The organism is Acidovorax sp. GW458-11-26-14-TSB4 (genome assembly GCF_059423865.1).
This window is the reverse complement of the sequence record NZ_JBWKYR010000006.1, coordinates 253241-272188: the sequence shown is the minus strand read 5'-3', so window position 1 is coordinate 272188 and position 18948 is coordinate 253241. Positions and strand designations below refer to the sequence as shown.

20 protein-coding genes are annotated in these 18948 nt (G+C 67.1%); 9 read left to right on the top strand and 11 right to left on the bottom strand.

Translation table 11 applies throughout. The features are described from left to right. Positions 1 to 287: 287 nt before the first annotated feature. Entirely contained in the window at positions 288 to 809 is a 522-nt protein-coding gene (locus AC07X5_RS15575; RefSeq protein WP_494770896.1) for a DUF1801 domain-containing protein, read from the bottom strand. Between the two features lie 409 nt (positions 810 to 1218). On the opposite strand from AC07X5_RS15575, the gene AC07X5_RS15570 reads away from it, so the two are divergent. Continuing rightward, positions 1219 to 1455, top strand: a complete 237-nt coding sequence (locus AC07X5_RS15570; protein ID WP_494770895.1) for a type II toxin-antitoxin system ParD family antitoxin — start codon at positions 1219 to 1221, stop codon at positions 1453 to 1455. Continuing rightward, on the top strand, positions 1452 to 1793 hold the full coding sequence (locus AC07X5_RS15565) for a type II toxin-antitoxin system RelE/ParE family toxin (RefSeq protein WP_494770894.1): 342 nt from the start codon (positions 1452 to 1454) through the stop codon (positions 1791 to 1793). Before AC07X5_RS15570 ends, AC07X5_RS15565 begins: the two co-directional genes overlap by 4 nt. A gap of 37 nt (positions 1794 to 1830) precedes the next feature. Here AC07X5_RS15565 and AC07X5_RS15560 read toward each other — a convergent pair whose 3' ends face one another. Next, positions 1831 to 2859: a zinc-binding alcohol dehydrogenase family protein gene (locus AC07X5_RS15560; protein ID WP_494770893.1), complete on the bottom strand. Its 1029-nt coding sequence runs from the start codon at positions 2857 to 2859 to the stop codon at positions 1831 to 1833. Between the two features lie 53 nt (positions 2860 to 2912). Continuing rightward, positions 2913 to 4046 (bottom strand): alkene reductase, encoded by a 1134-nt coding sequence (locus tag AC07X5_RS15555; protein WP_494770892.1) that lies wholly within the window; start codon positions 4044 to 4046, stop codon positions 2913 to 2915. 138 nt (positions 4047 to 4184) lie between these two features. Here AC07X5_RS15555 and AC07X5_RS15550 point away from each other — a divergent pair, with 138 nt between their 5' ends. Next, a complete protein-coding gene (locus AC07X5_RS15550) occupies positions 4185 to 5099 on the top strand; it encodes a LysR family transcriptional regulator (RefSeq protein ID WP_494770891.1) in 915 nt (304 codons plus the stop codon). Between the two features lie 7 nt (positions 5100 to 5106). Here AC07X5_RS15550 and AC07X5_RS15545 read toward each other — a convergent pair whose 3' ends face one another. The 6 genes from AC07X5_RS15545 to AC07X5_RS15520 all read right to left on the bottom strand — a co-directional run bounded on the left by AC07X5_RS15545 (position 5107) and on the right by AC07X5_RS15520 (position 11191). Next, the gene (locus tag AC07X5_RS15545) at positions 5107 to 7362 is read right to left on the bottom strand and encodes an EAL domain-containing response regulator (RefSeq protein ID WP_494770890.1); all 2256 of its coding nucleotides are present in this window, start codon (positions 7360 to 7362) and stop codon (positions 5107 to 5109) included. Next, positions 7359 to 9596, bottom strand: coding sequence for an ATP-binding protein (locus AC07X5_RS15540; RefSeq protein WP_494770889.1), 2238 nt, complete (start codon positions 9594 to 9596; stop codon positions 7359 to 7361). The genes AC07X5_RS15545 and AC07X5_RS15540 overlap by 4 nt, the downstream gene beginning before the upstream one ends. Positions 9597 to 9783: 187 nt before the next feature. Next, on the bottom strand, positions 9784 to 10206 hold the full coding sequence (locus AC07X5_RS15535; RefSeq protein WP_494770888.1) for a DUF1810 domain-containing protein: 423 nt from the start codon (positions 10204 to 10206) through the stop codon (positions 9784 to 9786). A gap of 100 nt (positions 10207 to 10306) precedes the next feature. Next, a complete protein-coding gene (locus AC07X5_RS15530; protein ID WP_494770887.1) occupies positions 10307 to 10543 on the bottom strand; it encodes a hypothetical protein in 237 nt (78 codons plus the stop codon). 199 nt (positions 10544 to 10742) lie between these two features. Beyond that, on the bottom strand, positions 10743 to 10973 hold the full coding sequence (locus tag AC07X5_RS15525) for a hypothetical protein (protein ID WP_494770886.1): 231 nt from the start codon (positions 10971 to 10973) through the stop codon (positions 10743 to 10745). A 14-nt stretch (positions 10974 to 10987) separates the two neighbouring features. After that, positions 10988 to 11191, bottom strand: a complete 204-nt coding sequence (locus AC07X5_RS15520; protein ID WP_494770885.1) for a hypothetical protein — start codon at positions 11189 to 11191, stop codon at positions 10988 to 10990. Between the two features lie 512 nt (positions 11192 to 11703). On the opposite strand from AC07X5_RS15520, the gene AC07X5_RS15515 reads away from it, so the two are divergent. From AC07X5_RS15515 to AC07X5_RS15490, 6 genes are read left to right on the top strand one after another with little or no spacing between them, the layout of a single operon-like run. Then, a complete protein-coding gene (locus tag AC07X5_RS15515) occupies positions 11704 to 12486 on the top strand; it encodes an enoyl-CoA hydratase/isomerase family protein (RefSeq protein WP_494770884.1) in 783 nt (260 codons plus the stop codon). Continuing rightward, positions 12483 to 14039, top strand: a complete 1557-nt coding sequence (locus tag AC07X5_RS15510) for an AMP-binding protein (protein WP_494770883.1) — start codon at positions 12483 to 12485, stop codon at positions 14037 to 14039. The genes AC07X5_RS15515 and AC07X5_RS15510 overlap by 4 nt, the downstream gene beginning before the upstream one ends. Further along, the gene (locus AC07X5_RS15505; RefSeq protein WP_494770882.1) at positions 14036 to 15007 is read left to right on the top strand and encodes a tripartite tricarboxylate transporter substrate binding protein; all 972 of its coding nucleotides are present in this window, start codon (positions 14036 to 14038) and stop codon (positions 15005 to 15007) included. Before AC07X5_RS15510 ends, AC07X5_RS15505 begins: the two co-directional genes overlap by 4 nt. Then, positions 15004 to 15789, top strand: a complete 786-nt coding sequence (locus AC07X5_RS15500; RefSeq protein WP_494770881.1) for an enoyl-CoA hydratase/isomerase family protein — start codon at positions 15004 to 15006, stop codon at positions 15787 to 15789. Before AC07X5_RS15505 ends, AC07X5_RS15500 begins: the two co-directional genes overlap by 4 nt. A 41-nt stretch (positions 15790 to 15830) precedes the next feature. Beyond that, entirely contained in the window at positions 15831 to 16673 is an 843-nt protein-coding gene (locus AC07X5_RS15495) for an IclR family transcriptional regulator (protein WP_494770880.1), read from the top strand. Positions 16674 to 16710: 37 nt separating this feature from the next. Continuing rightward, positions 16711 to 17646 carry a DUF6910 family protein gene (locus AC07X5_RS15490; protein ID WP_494770879.1) on the top strand — a complete coding sequence of 312 codons (936 nt, stop codon included), beginning with the start codon at positions 16711 to 16713 and terminating at the stop codon, positions 17644 to 17646. A gap of 62 nt (positions 17647 to 17708) precedes the next feature. Here the strand turns inward: AC07X5_RS15490 and AC07X5_RS15485 are convergent, their stop codons facing one another. Both AC07X5_RS15485 and AC07X5_RS15480 read right to left on the bottom strand, forming a co-directional pair. After that, positions 17709 to 18038: a 1-deoxy-D-xylulose-5-phosphate synthase gene (locus AC07X5_RS15485; RefSeq protein WP_494770878.1), complete on the bottom strand. Its 330-nt coding sequence runs from the start codon at positions 18036 to 18038 to the stop codon at positions 17709 to 17711. Positions 18039 to 18265: 227 nt separating this feature from the next. Further along, positions 18266 to 18676, bottom strand: coding sequence for a hypothetical protein (locus tag AC07X5_RS15480; RefSeq protein ID WP_494770877.1), 411 nt, complete (start codon positions 18674 to 18676; stop codon positions 18266 to 18268). Between the last annotated feature and the right edge of the window lie 272 nt (positions 18677 to 18948).

The following is an 18948-nucleotide window of genomic DNA, read 5'->3' as shown; positions in this document are numbered from 1 at the left end:
CCGACGTGGAGCCGATAACCGAGTCAACGTCGCATTGAGGGAAGAGGGCCGTGCTTCCCCTAAGGTACTCCTCGCCCCACGGTACTACCCAGTCAACGATAGCTGATGGAGCAAAGATAGCCAAACAATGGAAGCAGCCGCAGAGGTCGCTCGCCAGCAGTTCCGCGCGGTGTCTGGATGAACGACGATGTGCAGCGACAAGATCTTGCATCCCCAGCTTCTACTCCAGAATTTGAAGGCACGACAAGGGGTTCTAGGTAGGACTCTCACTCACCAGCCGGGCTGGATCAATTTTTGCCCCACCCAGGTAGCGCCGCGGCCTGCTGGATCCACTCCACCATCTGATTCTCATCCAGCCCACCTTCCTGGATATTGATCCAGCGCGCATCCTCGCCCGAGCCGCCGTCGGGCGGTGGGTTCAGCGAGGCGCCCTTGAAGAAGCTCACCTTAATGAACTTGGCGAACACGTGGTAGCCCAGGAACCAGCCCTGCCCCGCAATGCCGTAGAAAGGCGAGTTCCAGCGCACGGCCTTGACCACGTGGGGCACGTTGGCTTCGATGAGCGCATCGAGCCGGGCGCACAGGCCGCGGCGCCAGTCGTCGGGGATGGCGGCGATATAGTCCTGCACCGGCGCATCGCCGTCGGCTTTGGCGATCTGGGGGTTGTCGCCGGACAGCAGCACGGGCTTGGCCGTGGGTTGGGCAGCGGGTTGCTTTCTCGCAGGCGCGGCGGCCTTTTGGGCGGGTGCTGCCGCCTTCTTGGCCGGGGCGGCCACGCTGCGGGTGGCTGCCGGCGCTGGCTTGGCCAAGGCCGCCGTCGTCCGGTTCTTCGGGGGAGATGGGTCTTTCACAGGCGCCTTGGTGGGCGCTTTGGCCTTTGTTGTGGAAGGCGAAGACTTCGCCGCTGCTGCGACTGCCTTTTTGGCGGGTACCTTGCGCGCAGGCGGCTTCGTCTCTGGCTTGCTGGTGGCCATGTGCATTCACTCCCTGTGAATGGCAGGTCAATTCACCCCTATGGGGGATTGCCTGCCTTTGAAAAAGAGTGCGAAGGTTACCAGCCTTGTGTGAAGTTGTACGACGATTTTGCTTTGAGCAAAGTTGGAAACTGGATGGGAAGGCACCCTTGGCCCGTCACAGCCGCTGAGGGCCCCATGCCTGCGCAGGCGACCGGGGTTAAGCTGCTTGCCAAATTTTGCCAAAGCCTGCTAGCATGAAGCCATGGGCACCATGAACATCTCGCTGCCGGATTCGCTTCGGGACTTTGTCGATGAGCAAGTCAAGCAGCGTGGTTATGGAACGAGCAGCGAGTACATGCGCGACCTCGTTCGCAAGGACCAAGGCCGCCAGCAGTTGAAAGCACTGTTGTTGGCCGGAGCGGCTTCCGCTCCCACCACGCCTGTCGACGGCAGCTATTTCGACGCTCTTCGGGCCCGCGTGCGAAGCGCGCAGGGATGAAGGCCAAGCCGGTCGTTCCACGAGCGCTGGCCGCGCAGGACGTGGATGACGCCATCGCCTACTGCCTGAGCGAACAAGCCGAGCAGGCGACCCTCGGCTTCATCGACGCGCTGGAACAGGCCTATCTGCACCTCGGCCGGCATCCAGCCACGGGCTCTCCCCGCTACGCGCACGAGTTGGACCTTCCCGGCTTGCGCAGCTGCCCGCTAAGGCGCTACCCTTACATCGTGCTTTTCATCGAGCGCGAGGACCACATCGACGTCTGGCGCGTGCTGCACGGCATGAGAGATATTCCGGCCTGGCTGCAAGGCGGGGACGAGGATCCGGCCGCAGGCTAACAAGGCAGTGCCTGCCCCGCCCGGGCTGCGTACCCTGTCAGGCCCAGCCTTCCAAAACCACCTTGCCCCGCGCCTTGCCCGACTCGATCAGGGCATGCGCCTTCTTCAGGTTGTCGGCATTGATGCTGCCAAAGCGCTCGGCCAGCGTGGTGCGCACCAGGCCGGCATCGACCAGGGCGGCCACCTCGTTGAGCAGTTGATGCTGGCCAACCATGTCGGCGGTGCCAAACAGCGAGCGGGTGAACATCAGCTCCCAGTGGATGGAGACGGACTTGCGCTTGAAGGGCATCACGTCCAGCGCCTTGGGGTCGTCGATCAGGCCGAATTTGCCTTGCGGGGCGATGGCTTCGATGATCTGCGCCAGGTGCGCGTCGGTTTGGGTCAGGCTGACGATGTAGTCCACCGTGGGGAAGCCGATGGCCTTGAGCTCCTCGGCCAGCGGCTTGCTGTGGTCGATGACGTGGTGGGCGCCCAGCTCCTTCACCCAGGCCTGGGTTTCGGGGCGCGATGCGGTGCCGATCACCGTGAGGCTGGTGAGCCGTGAAGCCAGTTGCGCCATGATGGAACCCACGCCACCCGATGCGCCGATGATCAAGAGCGTCTTGCCCTCGGGCTTTTTGCCGGGCTGCAGCCCCAAGCGGTCGAACAGCATCTCCCACGCGGTGATGGCCGTGAGGGGCAGCGCAGCGGCCTGGGCAAAGTCGAGGCTCTTCGGTGCATGGCCTACGATGCGCTCGTCCACCAAGTGCAGCTCGGCATTGGTGCCGGGGCGGGCAATGGAGCCGGCGTACCACACGCGGTCGCCGGGCTGGAACAGCGTGACCTCGGGGCCCACGGCCTTGACGATGCCGCTGGCGTCCCAGCCCAGCACGTTGTAGTCCTGCCCTTCGACCGGGGTGCTGCGCGAGCTGCTGCCACGCACCTTGGTGTCCACGGGGTTCACGGAGACGGCCTTGACCTCCACCAGCAGGTCGCGTCCAGTGGCCACGGGTTCGGGCAGGGTGATGTCGAGCAGCGCATCGGGGTGGGTGATGGGCTGGGATTGCTGGTAACCAACGGCTTTCATGGAGAAGTCCTTTCAGGGGAGAGCGTAAGCAAAAAAGAAGACAGTTGAACGGGTCAGGCGATTTCCAGATCGACGGCAGTTGCCTCGTACGCCGCGTAGTCGCTGTAGCCACGCGCATCGCCGCCGAACAGCGCCTTGGCATCGAACGCGGCCAGGGGCAGCCCCTCGGCCAGGCGGCGGGGCAGGTCCGGGTTGGCGATGAAGGGGCGGCCAAACGCCACCAGGTCGGCAAAGCCATCGCTCAGCACCTGGCTGGCGCGTGCGGCGTCGTAGCCACCGGCCACGATCACGCGGCCCTGGTAGGCCTGGCGCAGCGCGGTGCGAAAGGCGTCGGGGATCTGCGGCGCATCGGCCCAGTCGGCCTCCACCAGGTGCAGGTAGGCCAGCCCCGTGGCGTCAAGCTGGCGCGCCAGGTGCAATATGGTGGGAATGATCTCGGGGCAGTCCATGCCGCGCTGGGTGATGAAGGGCGCCAGCCGCATGCCGGTGCGCTCGGCACCGGCCTCGCTGGCCACGGCGGTAGCCACTTCCAGCGCAAAGCGCGTGCGCCCTTCCAGCGTAGCGCCGGTGTAGGCATCGGTGCGCTGGTTCGAGGTGGTGCGCAGGAACTGGTCCACCAGGTAGCCATTGGCGCCGTGGATCTCCACGCCATCGAAGCCGGCGCGCATGGCGTTGGCCGCTGCGCGGCGGAAGTCGCCGATCACGCCCTGGATATCCTGCACGCTCAGCGCACGCGGCACGGGGCTGTCGACCATGCGGCCCACGCCGTCATCGCCTGCCACCCAGACCTGGGCTTGCGGCGCAATGGCCGAGGGCGCCACGGGCAGCCCATCGGCGTGGAAGCTGGCGTGCGACATGCGGCCCACGTGCCACAGCTGCAGCACCATGCGCCCGCCCTCGGCATGCACCGCATCGGTCACGCGGCGCCAGCCGTCCACGTGCGCATCGCTGTAGATACCGGGCGTGAAGCTGTAGCCCTGGCCCTGGCGCGAGATCTGCGTGGCCTCGGTCACGATCAGGCCGGCGCTCGCGCGCTGGGCGTAGTACTGCGCCATCAGCGCGTTGGGCACGTCGCCCGGCTGGCTGCTGCGGGCGCGCGTCATGGGCGCCATCACGATGCGGCTGGGCAGGGCCAGCGGGCCCAGCTGCAGGGGGCGGAACAAGGGGGACGAAGAAGTGGCGGTCATGCGGGTGGCTCCAGGTAGGGTCGGCGCTTTGCCGTTTGCATGCCGCTATGGTCTTCATTTCATGTTGATTGAAAAACCACCCATGCATTGAAGCCACCTTCAATAAAATATTGAAGATCAAGTCGCCCTGCCCTTTCCATGAAATCCCTGCAAGATCTGGACATTTTTGTACGCACGGCCGACAACGGCAGCCTGTCGGCCACGGCCCGCGCGCTGGACCTCACGCCCGCTGCTACCAGCGCGGCCCTGAAGCGTCTGGAGGCCGAGTTGGGCGTGCAGCTCTTCGTGCGCTCCACGCGCAGCCTGCGGCTCACACAGCAGGGCGAGCAGTTCCTGGAGCAGTGCCGCCCGGCATTGGCCGCACTGCAGCAGGCCGGCCAACAGCTGGCCGCGGGCGAGCAGGCACTGCGCGGCGTGCTGCAGCTGTCGGCCCCGTCGGACCTGGGGCGCAACGTGCTGCTGCCCTGGCTGCACGAGTTCCAGGAACAGCACCCCGAGGTGGACATCCGCCTGCAGCTATCGGACCGCGTGGCCAACGTCTACAGCGACCCGGTGGACGCGGCCTTTCGCTACGGCAAGCCGCCCGATTCGGGCCTGGTCGCCCTGCCCCTGGCGCCCGCCGTGCGCCGCGTGCTGTGCGCATCGCCGGCCTACGTCGCACGGCACGGCGCACCCGCCACGCCGCACGAACTCACGGGGCACGACTGCCTGTGCTTCATGCTGGGCGACGAGGTGCATGACCGCTGGCGCTTTGCGCCCCCGAACGATGGCCCCGAGGTGACCGTGCGCGTGCGCAGCGTCAATGTGTCCAACGACGGCGACGCCGTGCGCCGCTGGGCCCTGCTGGGCAAGGGCATTGCCTACAAGGCCGGTCTGGACGTGGCCGCCGACCTGGCCGCGGGCCGGCTGCAGGCGCTGTGCCCTGCGTGGACGACCGAGCCCACGCCCCTCTTCCTGGTGGTGCCCAGCCGCCGCCAGCTCACGCCGCTGGTGCGGGTGCTCAGGGATTTTGTGGCGCAGCGGACGGCAGCACTGCCCGCTTCGGCGCCATAGGGCCTGTTCAGGCAGCCGGGTCCCTCAGCGGGCTCCACAGGCTGGGCGTGTGCTCGCGGTGGCGCATCCAGCCGGGCACCTCTGCCGCAGCCATGGGGGGCGCAACGTGAAAGCCTTGCACCAGGTCGCAGCCCTGCTCGCTCAGCACCTGCATCTGCGCTGGCGTTTCCACGCCTTCGGCGACGACCTCCATGCCCAGCCCGTGCGCGAGCTGGATGACGGCCCGCACCACATGGCGGGCCTGCTCGCTGCTGGCCAGGTCGGTGACGAAGCTGCGGTCGATCTTGAGCTGCTGCGCGGGAATATGGCGCAGGTGCGCCAGCGACGAGTAGCCGGTGCCGAAGTCGTCGATGGACAGGCGCACGCCCAGGGCGCTGATGCGTTCGAGCGTGGCGCGCTCCTGGACCGAGTGTTCCATCATGGTCGATTCGGTGATCTCGCACTCCAGCTGCGAAGGCCGCAGCCGGTGCGCCGCCAGGGCCTGCGCAATGCGCTCCACCAGGTCAGGCTGGCGCAGCTGGTGCGGCGACAGGTTCACCGCAATGCGGCAGCGCAACCCCTGCGCCTGCCATTGCGCCAGCTGGGCGCAGGCCGTGTCGATCACCCAGTGGCCGATGGCGCCGATGAGGCCATAGCGCTCGGCCAGCGGGATGAAGATCTCGGGGCTGACCTGGCCGAACTGCGCGTGCTCCCAGCGCAGCAGGGCTTCCAGGCCTTGCACGCGGCCCTGATTGCAGTCCACCTTAGGCTGGTAGTGCAGCACCAGGTCACCCCGCTCCAGCGACTCGCGCAGCGCCTGGCGCATCAGCACCTCTTCGGCGCCCTCGTCGGACATGGACTTTTCGTACAGCACGCAGCAGCTGCCGCCGGCGCGCTTGGCCTCGTACATGGCGGCATCCGCGCAGGCCAGCAGGCGGTCGCCCGAGGGCTCCTGCGCAGGGTGCAGCACCACGCCGATGGAGCACGACAGCGACACCCGGTGGCGGCCCACGGCATACGGGCGGCGCAGCACCTCGATGATGCGGCTGCCCACGCGCATGGCGTCTTCGCCCGCCGTGGGCGATTCGATCAGCGCCACGAACTCGTCCCCGCCCAGCCGGGCCAGCAGCTCGACGCCGCGCACCACGGACTGCAGGCGCCGCGCCACCTCCTTGAGCACGGCATCGCCCGCGGCGTGGCCAAAGCTGTCGTTGATGGGCTTGAAGCCATCGAGGTCGATGAACATCACGCCCAGCTCGACGGGCCCGCCCGCGTCCGCGGCCACACCCTGCGCGGCAATGCGCCGCAGGGCCAGGTCCAGGCGTTCGTTGAACAGGGCGCGGTTGGGCAGGCCGCTGAGCGGGTCTTCGAAGGCATGGCGCTGCAGCAGCTCGTTGGCCCGCCGCAGGTCGGCATTGGCCTGGCGCAGCGAATCGGCCAGGTCGGAGATGCGGCGCTCGGCGTCCTTGCGCGCGGTGACATCGCGCGACAGGGCGATGAAGGTGGGGCCGCCCTGCCCCTCCTTGGCTTCCTGCAGGCCATCGGCCGCCTTGCGCGCCACCGACAGCTCGAACCAGCGCTCGCCGTTGGGCAGGTGCAGGCGGTAGGTGCGCGGGCTGGCATGGCCCAGCGTGCGCGCCTCGGCAATGGCCGCCATGGCCAGTTCGCTAAGCTTGGGCGACAGGGCCTCGCTGACCGTGCGGCCCATCAGCGCACGGTGGTGCGTGGCCAGCTCGTCGCTGGCGGGTGCATTGCACTGGATGAACCGGCCCTGGGCATCGAGTTCGAACAGCAGGTCGGGCAGCGCATCCAGGATGGCCGCATTGCGCGCCTGCGCGTGCTGCAGGTCGCGCTGGATACCGAAGTTCTTGAGCAGGTGCAGCAGCCGGTGGCCCAGGATGGGCCAGTTCACCGGCTTGGAGATGAAGTCCGTGGCCCCGGCGGCATAGGCGTTCTCGACCGATGCCACGTCGTCATTGCCCGTGACCAGCACAATGGGCACGAACGGACCGGCCTCGCTGCGCAGAATGCTGCACAGCTCGTAGCCGTTGAGGCCCGGCATCTCCACGTCCAGCAGCACCAGCGAACACGGCGCCGCGCGGAACGCGAGCAGCGCCGAAGCCCCGTCTTCGGCCAGCACGGGCTCGAGGCCGAGCTTGCGTACGGCGGCGCGCAGCATGGCGCGCATGCCGGGGTCGTCGTCTGCAATCAGCACCCTGGTGGCGGCTGCAGGCTCCTGCGCGGGTGACTGCCCTGCCAGCACTGCCAGGGGCACGGCACTCATGGGTGCGCCTCCAGCACGGCGTGCAGGGCAGCCGCGGTGCGGCGGCGGGCATCGTGCATGCGCGCCAGCCCCTGGCGCACCCCATGGGCATCATCGGCGAGCGCGTGGCGCTCCACGCTGCGCATGCCTTCAGCCATCTCCAGCGCGCCGGCATGCGCGGCCGAGGACTTGAGGCCGTGGGCAATGCGCGCGGCCTGGGCCAGCCGGCCATCGGCCAGGGCCTGCTCCATGCCGGCCAGGCCCTGCGCGGCGGCATCGAGGAAACCCGTCACCACCTCGCGCAGCAGCCCGGTGCCGCCATGCTCGTCCAGGTACAGCAGGGTCTCGACCGCGCGCGCGTCGATGGCTGCGCGGTCGTCGGCAGGCACCACGGGCGCCTCGGGCAGCGCCTGCGGCACAACCTGCAGCCAGGGCGCCAGCGCCGCGGCCAGGGTGCCAATGCCGTAGGGCTTGGCGATGAAGCCGTCCATCCCGCTGGCGCGGCAGCGGGCGGCATCGTTGGCGCCGGCATTGGCCGTGAGCGCGATGATGGGCAGGCCGGCGCCGCGCCCATCGGGCAGGCCGCGTATAGCGCGGCTGGCAGCGTAGCCGTCCACCACGGGCATCTGGCAGTCCATGAGCACGGCATCGAATTCGTGTGCGCGAACCTGCTCGATGGCCTGCGCGCCGTCGTGCGCCTCGCGCCAGGCCAAGCCCAGCTTGCGCAGCATGCCCGCCGCCACGGCGCGGTTGACCGGGTGGTCCTCCACCAGCAGCACGGTGCCCTGCAGGCGCGGCACGGCGTCTGCAACCACCCCTGCAGCGGCTTCCCCACCGTTGTCGGTACGCGCGGGCAATGCGCCGGCAACCGGCAGCTCCAGCTGCACCGTGAAGCGCGATCCGGCGCCCCGCTGACTCTGCACCGCGATGTCGCCGCCCATGGCGCGGGCCAGGTCGCGGCAGATCGCCAGCCCCAGGCCCGAGCCGCCAAAGCGGCGCGTGGTCGAGCCGTCGGCCTGGGCAAAGCGCTCGAAGATGCGCTCCTGCGCCTCGACCGGTATGCCGATGCCCGAGTCCTGCACCACGATGTCCACCTGGGCACGCCCGGCCACCTGCGCCGGCGCCACCCACACCTGCACGCCCACCCGGCCCTGGTCGGTAAATTTGATCGCGTTGCCGATGAGATTGGCCACGATCTGGCGCAGGCGCAGCGGGTCTCCCACCAGTTGGCACTCGGGCATCTGCCACTTCACCTGGGCCTGCAGCTCCAGCCCCTTGGCCAGCGCGGCCTGCGCGAACATGGACTGGGCCTCGCCGATCTCGCGCCGCAGGTCGAAATCAGCCTGCTCCAGCTGCAACTGCCCGGCCTCGATCTTGGAGACATCGAGCACGTCGTCGATCAGCGCCAGCAGGTGGCGGCCCGAGGCCTGCACCGCGCCCGCCCACTCGCGCTGCTCGCGGCTCAGGCCGCTGGAGAGCAGCAGCTCGTTCATGCCCAGCACACCATTGAGCGGTGTGCGGATCTCGTGGCTGATGGTGGCCAGGAACTCGCTCTTGACCAGGGCCAGTTGCTCGGCCGCCAGGCGTGCGCGCTCCAGCGCCCACTGGGCCGCATAGTCCTTGCGCACGATGAACTCGCGCCACCAGCCTATACCCACCGCCAGCAGGAACAGCGTGACCACGTGGTAGGCCCAGTAGGCCACTTCGGCCGGCGAATGGCCGGGGTGCCGCCACAGCGTGGCGCAAAAGGCCGCCAGGATGGCCAGACCCGCCATCAGCGCCCAGCGGAACTGCAGGCCCAGCACGATGAAGCAGTAGAACTCCAGGAAGGTGAAGTTCAGGATGCCGACCCAGGAATTCAGCCCCTCGCCGCCTGCCGCATCGATGCGCAGCAGTATCCAGAACAGGCACAGCGATACCGCCACGATGAAGCCCGCCAGCACCGGCTGCCAGTGCCGGCGCGCCTGCGGCAGGAAGGTATAGGCCAGGCCCGCCAACAAAATGGGCGCGGCCACCTGCAGCCTGAGCGCATTGCCCGCGACCGAGGGGTAGGCGATCCAGTCGACCAGGAAATCGCCCAGCACCAGCAGCAGGCCCAGCACCAGCGCGCCCTGGGCATAGCGGTGGTAGAACGACAGGTAATGCGCGCCGAAGGCGCGTTCGACCTCGGCCGGCTCGAAGCGCAGCAGCACCCGCAGACGCAGCGTGGGCGCGGCGTCCTCAGAGGTGCGGGGGGTACCGCTGGGGGTGCCCATGGGGGAGCAATCAAAACGGTGGAATGGGCGGTTGGGAATATCCTATAACGAATTGTTACTTTGGGGCAGCAGAAATTGCCGATGGCCCAGGAACCCACTCGGCTGTTCTACCGGGGAACGGACCCGTTGCGCCCCTGAGGACGCGCGCCCCTGGGCAGCACGGGTGCAACAGAAACAGGGACGCCGCTCAGCCGAGCAATTCCAGCGTACGGCTGTCCTTCTCCCCGTCGAAGTACCTGGCCAGGATGTCCTCGAAGACACTGCCAGCCCCCGCCACCTCGGCAAACAGCGTCATGCTGGAGCGCAGCTTGAGGTCGTCAGGCGTTCCGAAGACCTCATGGGCAGATGAGGTGCCCAGCCCCAAAAGAAGCGTGCAACACTCGCGCAGACGGGTGCCGAGCACGGGGTGCGCGAGGTAGGACACCGCCTCCGCACGGGACTGGATCGCATAGCGCGTGGCCATGTCGCTATGGCCCAGGCCCTTGATCTGGGGAAACACGAACCACATCCAGTGCGAACGCTTCTTGCCGGCCTTGAGCTCGGCCAGCACCCGGTCCCACACGGGCTCCTGGGCAGCCAGAAAACGGTCGAGGACGGGCGGTAGCGGCATAGAGTGGTACGCCTTGCGCAAGTTGGGGGTCTTGCTTGCATGGTAGCAAGACCCACGCCAAATGGCCCCAACCGCATGGCGGGCCGCTGAGGACGCAGGCTCAGGATGCCCGCCCGGCGACCTGCTCCAGTTCATGCCGCAGGGCAAGAAGCGTGGCTTGCGCCGCCTCGGGAAGCAATGCGAGCACCCGGTCCGAACGCCGGAAATCCTGCACCGCGTCGTAGAACTCTGAGCGCTTCTGTGCCTTCGCCTCGGCGCCAGACAGCTTGCGCGCAAGCACGTTCCGGTATGCGGCAGACTTTCCCGCACACGCGGCCTCGAACTCCACCGAAGCCATGTAGTCGAAATCCCGAAGCAGTTCACCCAGGCACCTTGCCGCCGGTTTTCCGACGGGGAGAACACGCGCGCACCATCCACCAAGTCCAGATCGCCGGCCCGTGCCAGCATGACGACCCGATGTTCCAGGCTCAGGCGGGGCTGCATGGGAGCGTTGGCCAGGGGTGGGTGGCCTGCGGCCGGACCACGTGGCGCGCCGCTCAGTTCGGGCGCTTCATGATCACCTGGCGCAGCTCCTCGTACTCGCTGCGCGTCATGGCCTGGGCGTCGTAAGCACGCACCAGGTCGTCGAGCTCACGGCCCTTGGAGAACTTGACGCCCTCCTGCACGGTCACGCGCGAGGTGCTGCTGCTCACGCAGCCGGCCAGCGATGCCAGGCATGCGCAGACGAGGGTGATGGTGGCAATCCGATGGTGGTTGTGCTTGTTCATGGCGCTGTTCTCACTCACTTCACGCTGTCGATCAGCCGGCGGCGCTGGCTGTCGTACTCGCGGCTGCTCAATGCGCCGTTGTTGAAGGCGCTCTTGAGGTCGATCAGCTGCTGGCCGATGGTCGCCTCGACCGGCGCGCGCACCACCTCGGTCGAACTGCATGCCTGCAGAGCCAGCACGGCCGCCACGGCCAGGAACGCCATGGTTGGGAATTTCATGCACCCTCCTCCTTTGATGTCAGACCCCGGATTCTAAGGACCCTCTGCAGAAACCTCGCGGATCGGTGGTAGTGCGGATCGGGATGGGCCGCAAGGCGTCTTCTTGCAGCCAACAGCAGGGCTATTGGCAAGAGAAGCAACGCAGCGGACCGCCCCAGGCCGCGCTGCCAACGGCCGCAGGGACTGGTGCAGAGGGTCCCTGTGGTGGCCAGCATACCCAACGCAGCGCACCGGCATGGACGGCCAGTCCCGCTGAAACCCGAGAGCTTGGCTGTCGTGAAGGTCTGGCAGTGCCGCCCCGCCACCATGGCCGGGGCCGGGGCATCGCCTGCTGCTTTTCGCGATGGCACGCGTTGCCCATGGACTCTTGGCACCCTGTGCACGACACCCTGTTGACACATCAAAATATTTCTATATAGTTTTGACTATTGCATTGCAATAGTTATTTTGGTTCGGTGCCTTGGCTTTCACAGCCTCCGGACTGTTGGTTCAACCTCTTGGGTATTTGCTGTATGAACGATCACATCCTGGTGGAGCGCCGAGGGCCCGTGGGCCTCATCACGCTCAACAAACCGCAACGCCTCAACGCCTGGGACAAGCCCATGCGCGACGACATCGTGGCCACGCTCAAGGCCTTCGATACCGAGCCCGAGATCCGCGCCGTCGTCATGACCGGTGCCGGCGAGCGGGCCTTCTCGGCCGGCCAGGACTTCAACGAGGCGCATGACTTCGATGGTGATCGTGCGCAGGCGTGGATCCGCGAGTGGGAGGCCTTCTATGGCGCCTTGCGCCGCCTCACCAAGCCTGTGGTGATGGCCCTGAACGGCACCGCAGCGGGCTCCGCCTTCCAGGTGACGCTGCTGGGCGACATCCGCGTAGGCCATGCCGACGTGATGATGGGCCAGCCAGAGATCAACTCCGGCATTGCCAGCATCACCGGGCCGTGGATCATGAGGGAGATGCTGGGCATGTCCCGCACCATCGAGCTGACGCTGACGGGGCGCATGATGAAAGCCGACGAATGCGAGCGCATCGGGCTGTTGCACCATGTCGTGCCGCGCGCCGAGGTGCTGCCCCGTGCGATGGAGATTGCCCTGGAGCTGGCCGGCAAGGCGCCGCTCGCCATGCGCCTGGACCGGGCCTGGTTCGCCGACATGACGGAGCCAGGCTTTCGCGCTGCGATCGACGCCGCCATCGGCTCGCACCGCATCTCGTACGCATCCGGCGAGCCGGCCCGCAAGATGGAGGACTTCATGGCCCGCCGCGGCCATGCCCTGACCGGGAGCGTGCAATGACGCAGATGCCTGCCGTGGGCGACGCCACGCTGCGCGACATCATGGACCGGCGCGCCAGCGAAGACCCGGACCACGTGTTCCTGCGCTTTCAGGACCGCGACTACCGCTTCGGCGAGATCGACGCGCAGATCAACCGCATGGCCAATGGCCTGCTGGCCATGGGCCTACGGCCGGGCGACCGCGTGGCCCTCATGCTGCCCAGCCACCCGGACCACATCGTCGCCATCCTGGCCCTGGCCAAGGTGGGGCTTGTGCGCGTGCCGGTCAATACGGCCCTCGTGGGTGCGTCGCTGGCGCACCCCTTCGACGCCTTCGAGCCGCGCGCGCTGATTGCCGACGCGGCCTATGCCGACGCGCTGGCCGCAGTGCCCCAGCCGGGTGTGGAATTCACCATCTGGCGGGGCCAGGACGCGGGCGGTTTTGAGCAATTGCTGGCCCATGCAGACGCCACGCCGCCCCAGGTGGCACCGCGGGCCGACGACATCATCGCCCTCACGCCCAGCTCGGGCACCACGGGCGCGCCCAAGGGCGTGAACAAGTCCGACCGTACGCTGCGGGCAGGCCCCATGGGCACGCTGCGCCTGACGGGCGCGCAGCCCGGGGATGTGTTCCTGTTGTGGGAGTCGCTGCACCACGGCGCGGGTGTGGCCGTGGTCATCGCCGCCGTGCTCGAGAAGATCACCCTGGCCATGGTCGAGAAGTTCAGCGCCTCTCGCTTCTGGGACCAGTGCCGCACCTATGGCGTGACCCACATCCACTACCTGGGCGGCGTGCTGCCCATGCTGCTCAAGCAGCCGGCCCGCCCCGATGATCGGGAGCACGGCGTGCGCATCGCCTGGGGCGGCGGCTGCCCGCCAGAGGTGTGGGACGTGTTCGCCACACGCTTTGGCGTGGAGATGCGCGAGGGCTATGGCCTGTCGGAGCTGATCACCTTCGTGACCGTCAACCCCGACGGCCCCAAGTTCTCCATCGGCAAGCCGCTGCCCTACTTCGAAATATGCCTGGCGGACGATGCCGGCAACCCGGTGCCCGAGGGGCTGCCAGGCGAGATCTGCGTGCGCGCGCTGGCACCCGGCCTCGGTTTTCTGGGCTACTTCCGCAACGAGGAGGCCTCGCGCAACACCATGCGCGGCGACTGGTTCTGCTCGGGCGATCTGGCGCGCCGCGACGCACAGGGCTTTTACTACTTCGCCGGCCGCAAGAAGGACACGGTGCGCCGCCGTGGCATCAACATCTCCGCCTGGGAGGTGGAGCGCGTGATCGGCGAGCACCCCGACATCGCCGAATGCGCGATCGTGGGGGTTCCCAGTGATCTGGGCGACGAAGAGCTCAAGCTCTTTGCGCGCCGGGTGGATGGCAGCACGCTGCTGCCGCAGGACCTGCTGGCCTGGTGCGCCCCAAGGATGCCGGCCTTCCAGCTGCCGCGCTACGTGGCCTGGGTCGATGAGTTTCCCAAAACCCCTACGCAACGCATTCGCAAGAACGCGCTGCCGCGTACCGTGGCAGAGGCGTGGGACGCCGAACAGTTTGCCCCAACCAGGAGTAGCCAATGAGCCCTTTCAAGCATGTTCTGACCGCTGTCTGCGCCGCCCTTGCCAGCTTTGCTGCGCTCGCGCAGGACTACCCCGCCAAGCCTGTCACCATGGTGGTGAGCTACCCCGCAGGCGGTGCCGTTGACGTCATTGGCCGGCTCGTGTCCCAGAAGCTCGGCGACCTGTTGGGCAAGCCGGTGGTGGTGGACAACAAGGCGGGTGCATCCGGCAGCATCGGCGCCCAGTTCGTGGCCAAGGCGCCCGCCGACGGCTACACGCTGCTGATGGCGCCCCTCACGAGCTACGCGATGAACTCGGCGCTGTACCCCAGCACGGTCGGCTTCCAGCTCGACAAGGACTTTGCCGGCGTATCCCTGGTCGGCTACCTGCCCCTGGTGCTGGTGGCCAACCAGGATCTGCCCGCCGCCAGCGCGGCCGATGTGGTGAAGATGGCCAAGGCCAAGCCAGGCAAGTTCAACTACGGATCCTCGGGCAACGGCTCCATCGAGCATGTGGCGGGAGAGATGTTCAAGCGCCAGATGGGCGTGAGCCTGGTGCACATTCCCTACCGCGGCGCGGCGCCCGCCATGACCGACCTGATGGCCGGCCAGGTGGAGCTGATGTTCGCCACCAGCGCCACCGCTCTGGCCAACCTCAAGAGCGGGCGCGCCAAGGCGCTGATGCTGGCCTCGCCCACGCGCATCAGCGCCCTGCCCGATGTGCCCACCGCAAAGGAGGCTGGGGTAGCCGACTTCGAAGTGGCCTCCACCTACGCGGTGCTGGCCCCGGCAGGCACCCCCGCCCCCGTGGTGCAACGCCTGAACGCCGCCATGGGCAAAATCCTGCAATCGCCCGACGTGCGTGCGCGCTTTCAGACCCTGGGGGTGGAAGTGATGGGCTCGACCCCGGAGGAGGCCAGCAAGCGGCTGACCGCCGAGGCAGGCAAGTGGGGCAAGGCGATCAAGGACGCCAACATCAAGCCAGAATGAACTCCGATATCCAATGCAGCCGGCCCCGCGACGGGGTCGCAGTGCTCACCATCAACCGCCCGCATCGCCGCAACGCATGCGATTTCCAGGCCTGGACGGACCTCAAGCACGGCTTCGAGTCCCTGGGGCGCGACCCGGCCGTCAGGCTGGTGGTGCTCACCGGTGCCGGTGGCCATTTTTGCTCGGGCGACGACCTGGTCGCCTTCTCCGCAGTGCGCGACAGCGACCCGGCACAGGCGGCCATCTACCGCGCGCGGATCCAGGAGTGCTACGCCGCAGTGCAGTCGGCCCCCAAGCCCGTCATCGCCGCCATCAGCGGCGTGTGCGTGGGCGGCGGCCTGAGCCTGGCCATGTGCTGCGATTTTCGCGTGGCCGATGGCAGCGCGCGCATCGGCGTGCCGGTCGCCAGGATCGGGCTGGCCTACCCCACGGTGCAGCTGCAGCGGCTGGCCTGGCTGATCGGCGTCTCGCGCGCCCGGCGCTGGCTCTACGAAGGCAGCCTGCACGGCACGGCCGAAGCCCTGGACAGCGGCTTCATCGACTCGGCGGCCGATGGCGACCCGGTCGAGGCCGCAGTGGCCTTCGGCGCGGGGATGATGGACGCCGCCCCGCTGTCCATTGCCGGCTCCAAGGCTCAGCTCAACGCCGTGCTGGCCGGGCAGGTGGAGCAGCAACGTGCAGGGCTTGACGCCATGGTGCGCGCGGCTGACGAGAGCGAGGACTTCCGCGAGGCCACCCGGGCGTTTGCCGAGAAGCGCAAGCCCGTCTTCCAGGGCCGTTGAATGCGGGCGAAACAGCGGTTGTGAGTGGTTATCATGGGTCGATGACCGACAGCCGCAATGAAACCCGCAACCATAGCAGTAGCAGCAGCCATCGCATCACCCAGCGCCCCGATACCGAATCGCCCTTGTACGTGCAGTCGGTCGAAAAGGCCATGCGCGTGCTCACGGCCTTCGATGGAACCAAGCGGCACCTGTCCCTGTCGGAAATCGCCGCGCTGACCGGGCTGGACAATAGCGCTGCCCAGCGCTTCACCCACACCTGGACAGCCCTGGGCTACCTGGTCAAGAACCCTGCGACGCGCATGTACGAGCTGTCGCCGCGCCTGCTCGACTTCACCTACCACTACCTGGCCTCCAGCGAGCTGGTGCAGCGGGCGATGCCGGTGCTGCAGCAACTGGCGCGCGAAACCGAGGAGGTCTGCAACCTCACGGTGGCCGATGGCCGCGACATCGTTTTCGTGGCGCGCTTCGTGAGCCGCAACGTCATAAACCCCAACGTCATCGTCGGCACACGGCTGCCCGCCTACTGCACGGCGCCGGGGCTGGCCATGCTCGCGCATGCCACGGCCGAAGAGATCGATGCCGTACTGGACGCCAGCGAGCTGATCAAGCACACACCCCAGACCGTGACCGACCCGCGCAAGATCAAGGCACGGCTGGCAAAGATCCGAGCGGCAGGGTACGCGCACACCGAGAGCGAGCTGTACCCGGACGACATCTCCACCGCTGCTCCCGTCATTGATGGCCAGGGCCGGCCCATCGGCGCGCTCAACATCTCGGTGGCACGTACACGCTGGTCCGCGGGCGACGAACCGCGCTACGCGAACCTGCTGCGCGAAGCGGCCCAGTCGATCTCTGCACCACGTCTGCCCCACAGGACGTAGCGGCCCGCCCCCTTCTCCCCCAGACCTGCGGCCTGCCATGCCCCTCACGCCCACGCACCTGCAAGACCTGATGCTCGACCCCGCGAGCCACCCGCGTGGCCAGCCGCACCTGAGCGCTGCCAGCGGGCTGGTGCGGGCCGGCGCATGGCTGTACCTGGTGGCCGACGACGAACACCACCTGGGCCTGCTGCCCGCCGGCGCAGCCGTGCTGCCGCAAGCACCGCTGGTGCAGTTGCACCGCATCCTGCCAGGCGACCTCCCACCCGAGCCAAAGGCCCGCAAAAAGCGCAAGCCCGACCTGGAAGCCCTGGCCCTGCTGCCCGCATCGCCCACGCATCCAAGCGGGGCGCTGCTGGCACTGGGATCCGGCTCCAAGCCCAACCGGCAGCGCGGCCTTGTCATGGCGCTCGATGCCACCGGGCGCCCCGATGGCGTGGCACAGGTGGTGGACTTGTCTGCCCTCTACGCCCCCCTGCGCGCGGAGTTTGCCGACCTGAACATCGAAGGCGCCTTTGTCGCCAACGGCGTGGTGCACCTGCTGCAGCGCGGCAACAAGGGCGATGCGCGCAATGCCTGCATCACCTACCCGCTGGCCCCGCTGCTGGACTGGTTGGCTGGCAAGCGTGTAGAGCCACCGGCGCCGCTGCGCACCACCCTGTTCGACCTGGGTACCGTGGACGGCGTGCCCCTGGGCTTCACCGACGGTGCGGCGCTGCCCAGCGGCGATGGTGACAGCGGATGGATCTTCAGCGCCGTGGCCGAGAACACGGACGACAGCTATGCCGATGGCGAGTGCGTGGCATCGGCCATCGGCTGGGTCGGTGCGGACGGGGTGCTGCAGCGCATGGTGGCTCTGGAAGGTGCTCCCAAGGTGGAGGGGATTGCGCTGGATGGGAAAGGGCGGTTGTTGATGGTCACGGATGCGGATGATCCGGAGCGAGCGTCGCGGCTATTGGCGGTTGCTCTGGATTGACGGATGAGCAAGCACAAGCCCTATGAAGGCGAGGGCCCGGCCCCAGTGCGTGGCTGCGCCAGTCACTCGGCGCCTGTCTTCATCGGTGGAGGCACCGCGAGGCCACGGACCTTGGTCCAGTACTCGCTGTGCACATCGGCATCCACAGCGGGTGCGATGTGGGTCGCATACAGCGCATCGCGCCCGTCCTTGCGCGGGCCGGAGATCCAGTACGGGTCGCCCGTTGCCTCATCGAAATAGTTCGACTTGAAGCCACTGCCCTTCTGGCTCTGAAAGGATTGCCCCGCGTAGTAAAGGGTGGCGCCCGTCTTGGAAAAGCGCACCCGGCCAATGCGCGCAGGGCCGGTGAGGCCGCCGGCCTTGGATTCGATGTACATGATGCGGGGTTTCATGCGGGTTATTTTGTCATTTGCACGCCTCATCCCCAAGGCTCGATTGACCTCGAACAGATAGGCTACGATGACTGCAATCGGCCAGGAGCCGCCAAAAGCTTCGAGTAAAAGCGGTCGCTCAACGTTTGACGTGAGGGGCCGCCGTAGCGGCGAAGCCGCGAAGGGAACCCACCAGCCCAGCTTGTGGGCGGTCCCTCTCGACGGAAGTGTTGGGCGCCACGCGTTGGCTACAAGAAGTTGGCCGAGACATCTGTAGCGGTGTAGCGCTCTGAAAACGTGCGGGTTTCGAGAAATTGACGGATCAGTATCCTCGCATCTCGCATTGTCAGAACCTGGCTGGCATCAACCGGGACGGGTGCAGATTCAGGGCCAACTTTGGTAGTTGTTCCGGACAGCGCACTCTTGCCGAAGACTACATGACGGAATGCGCCACAGGCTCTGATCTCCCTGCACTCAACAGTTAGAGCTACCTTGCTGCCAAGGCACTGAATATAGCTGTTGTCGGGGAGGGTGAATGTGACAAAGGGATTGTCTTTCAGGCTTACGTAACTCAGTAGCTTGTTGGCGGTATCCCAATCCTTAATGGTCCAGCCTGATCCATCAGCGCGGGAATAATGGACCTGCTCTGGAAAAGTCATCGGAGATTCCTTGGAGTCCAACGTTTGCCATGAGGGTCAGACATCCGCGGGATAGCGATCAAGGTATTGCTTGGCCAACTTTCGTACCCATGCATGTCTCGCCTCCAGCAACGGCTCTACCTCGATCGAATAACCTGGCACTCGCATTCTTGCCAGCGCGCTCAGGGTATGCCCACATACATCCTTGTCTTCCAGGAAAGGCGCAATCTTTCCAGCAAGAGGCGCAGCCCCTTTGAACGCAAGGCATAGCAGAAATGACTGCCTACCTCGGC

Bases quoted from the DNA above. Each gene is read 5' to 3' on its own strand.
- AC07X5_RS15570 (WP_494770895.1), top strand. From the start codon at position 1,219: ATGGGCACCATGAACATCTCGCTGCCGGATTCGCTTCGGGACTTTGTC.
- AC07X5_RS15565 (WP_494770894.1), top strand. From the start codon at position 1,452: ATGAAGGCCAAGCCGGTCGTTCCACGAGCGCTGGCCGCGCAGGACGTG.
- AC07X5_RS15560 (WP_494770893.1), bottom strand. From the start codon at position 2,859: ATGAAAGCCGTTGGTTACCAGCAATCCCAGCCCATCACCCACCCCGAT.
- AC07X5_RS15555 (WP_494770892.1), bottom strand. From the start codon at position 4,046: ATGACCGCCACTTCTTCGTCCCCCTTGTTCCGCCCCCTGCAGCTGGGC.
- AC07X5_RS15550 (WP_494770891.1), top strand. From the start codon at position 4,185: ATGAAATCCCTGCAAGATCTGGACATTTTTGTACGCACGGCCGACAAC.
- AC07X5_RS15545 (WP_494770890.1), bottom strand. From the start codon at position 7,362: ATGAGTGCCGTGCCCCTGGCAGTGCTGGCAGGGCAGTCACCCGCGCAG.
- AC07X5_RS15540 (WP_494770889.1), bottom strand. From the start codon at position 9,596: ATGGGCACCCCCAGCGGTACCCCCCGCACCTCTGAGGACGCCGCGCCC.
- AC07X5_RS15535 (WP_494770888.1), bottom strand. From the start codon at position 10,206: ATGCCGCTACCGCCCGTCCTCGACCGTTTTCTGGCTGCCCAGGAGCCC.
- AC07X5_RS15530 (WP_494770887.1), bottom strand. From the start codon at position 10,543: ATGGCTTCGGTGGAGTTCGAGGCCGCGTGTGCGGGAAAGTCTGCCGCA.
- AC07X5_RS15525 (WP_494770886.1), bottom strand. From the start codon at position 10,973: ATGAACAAGCACAACCACCATCGGATTGCCACCATCACCCTCGTCTGC.
- AC07X5_RS15520 (WP_494770885.1), bottom strand. From the start codon at position 11,191: ATGAAATTCCCAACCATGGCGTTCCTGGCCGTGGCGGCCGTGCTGGCT.
- AC07X5_RS15515 (WP_494770884.1), top strand. From the start codon at position 11,704: ATGAACGATCACATCCTGGTGGAGCGCCGAGGGCCCGTGGGCCTCATC.
- AC07X5_RS15510 (WP_494770883.1), top strand. From the start codon at position 12,483: ATGACGCAGATGCCTGCCGTGGGCGACGCCACGCTGCGCGACATCATG.
- AC07X5_RS15505 (WP_494770882.1), top strand. From the start codon at position 14,036: ATGAGCCCTTTCAAGCATGTTCTGACCGCTGTCTGCGCCGCCCTTGCC.
- AC07X5_RS15500 (WP_494770881.1), top strand. From the start codon at position 15,004: ATGAACTCCGATATCCAATGCAGCCGGCCCCGCGACGGGGTCGCAGTG.
- AC07X5_RS15495 (WP_494770880.1), top strand. From the start codon at position 15,831: ATGACCGACAGCCGCAATGAAACCCGCAACCATAGCAGTAGCAGCAGC.
- AC07X5_RS15490 (WP_494770879.1), top strand. From the start codon at position 16,711: ATGCCCCTCACGCCCACGCACCTGCAAGACCTGATGCTCGACCCCGCG.
- AC07X5_RS15485 (WP_494770878.1), bottom strand. From the start codon at position 18,038: ATGAAACCCCGCATCATGTACATCGAATCCAAGGCCGGCGGCCTCACC.
- AC07X5_RS15480 (WP_494770877.1), bottom strand. From the start codon at position 18,676: ATGACTTTTCCAGAGCAGGTCCATTATTCCCGCGCTGATGGATCAGGC.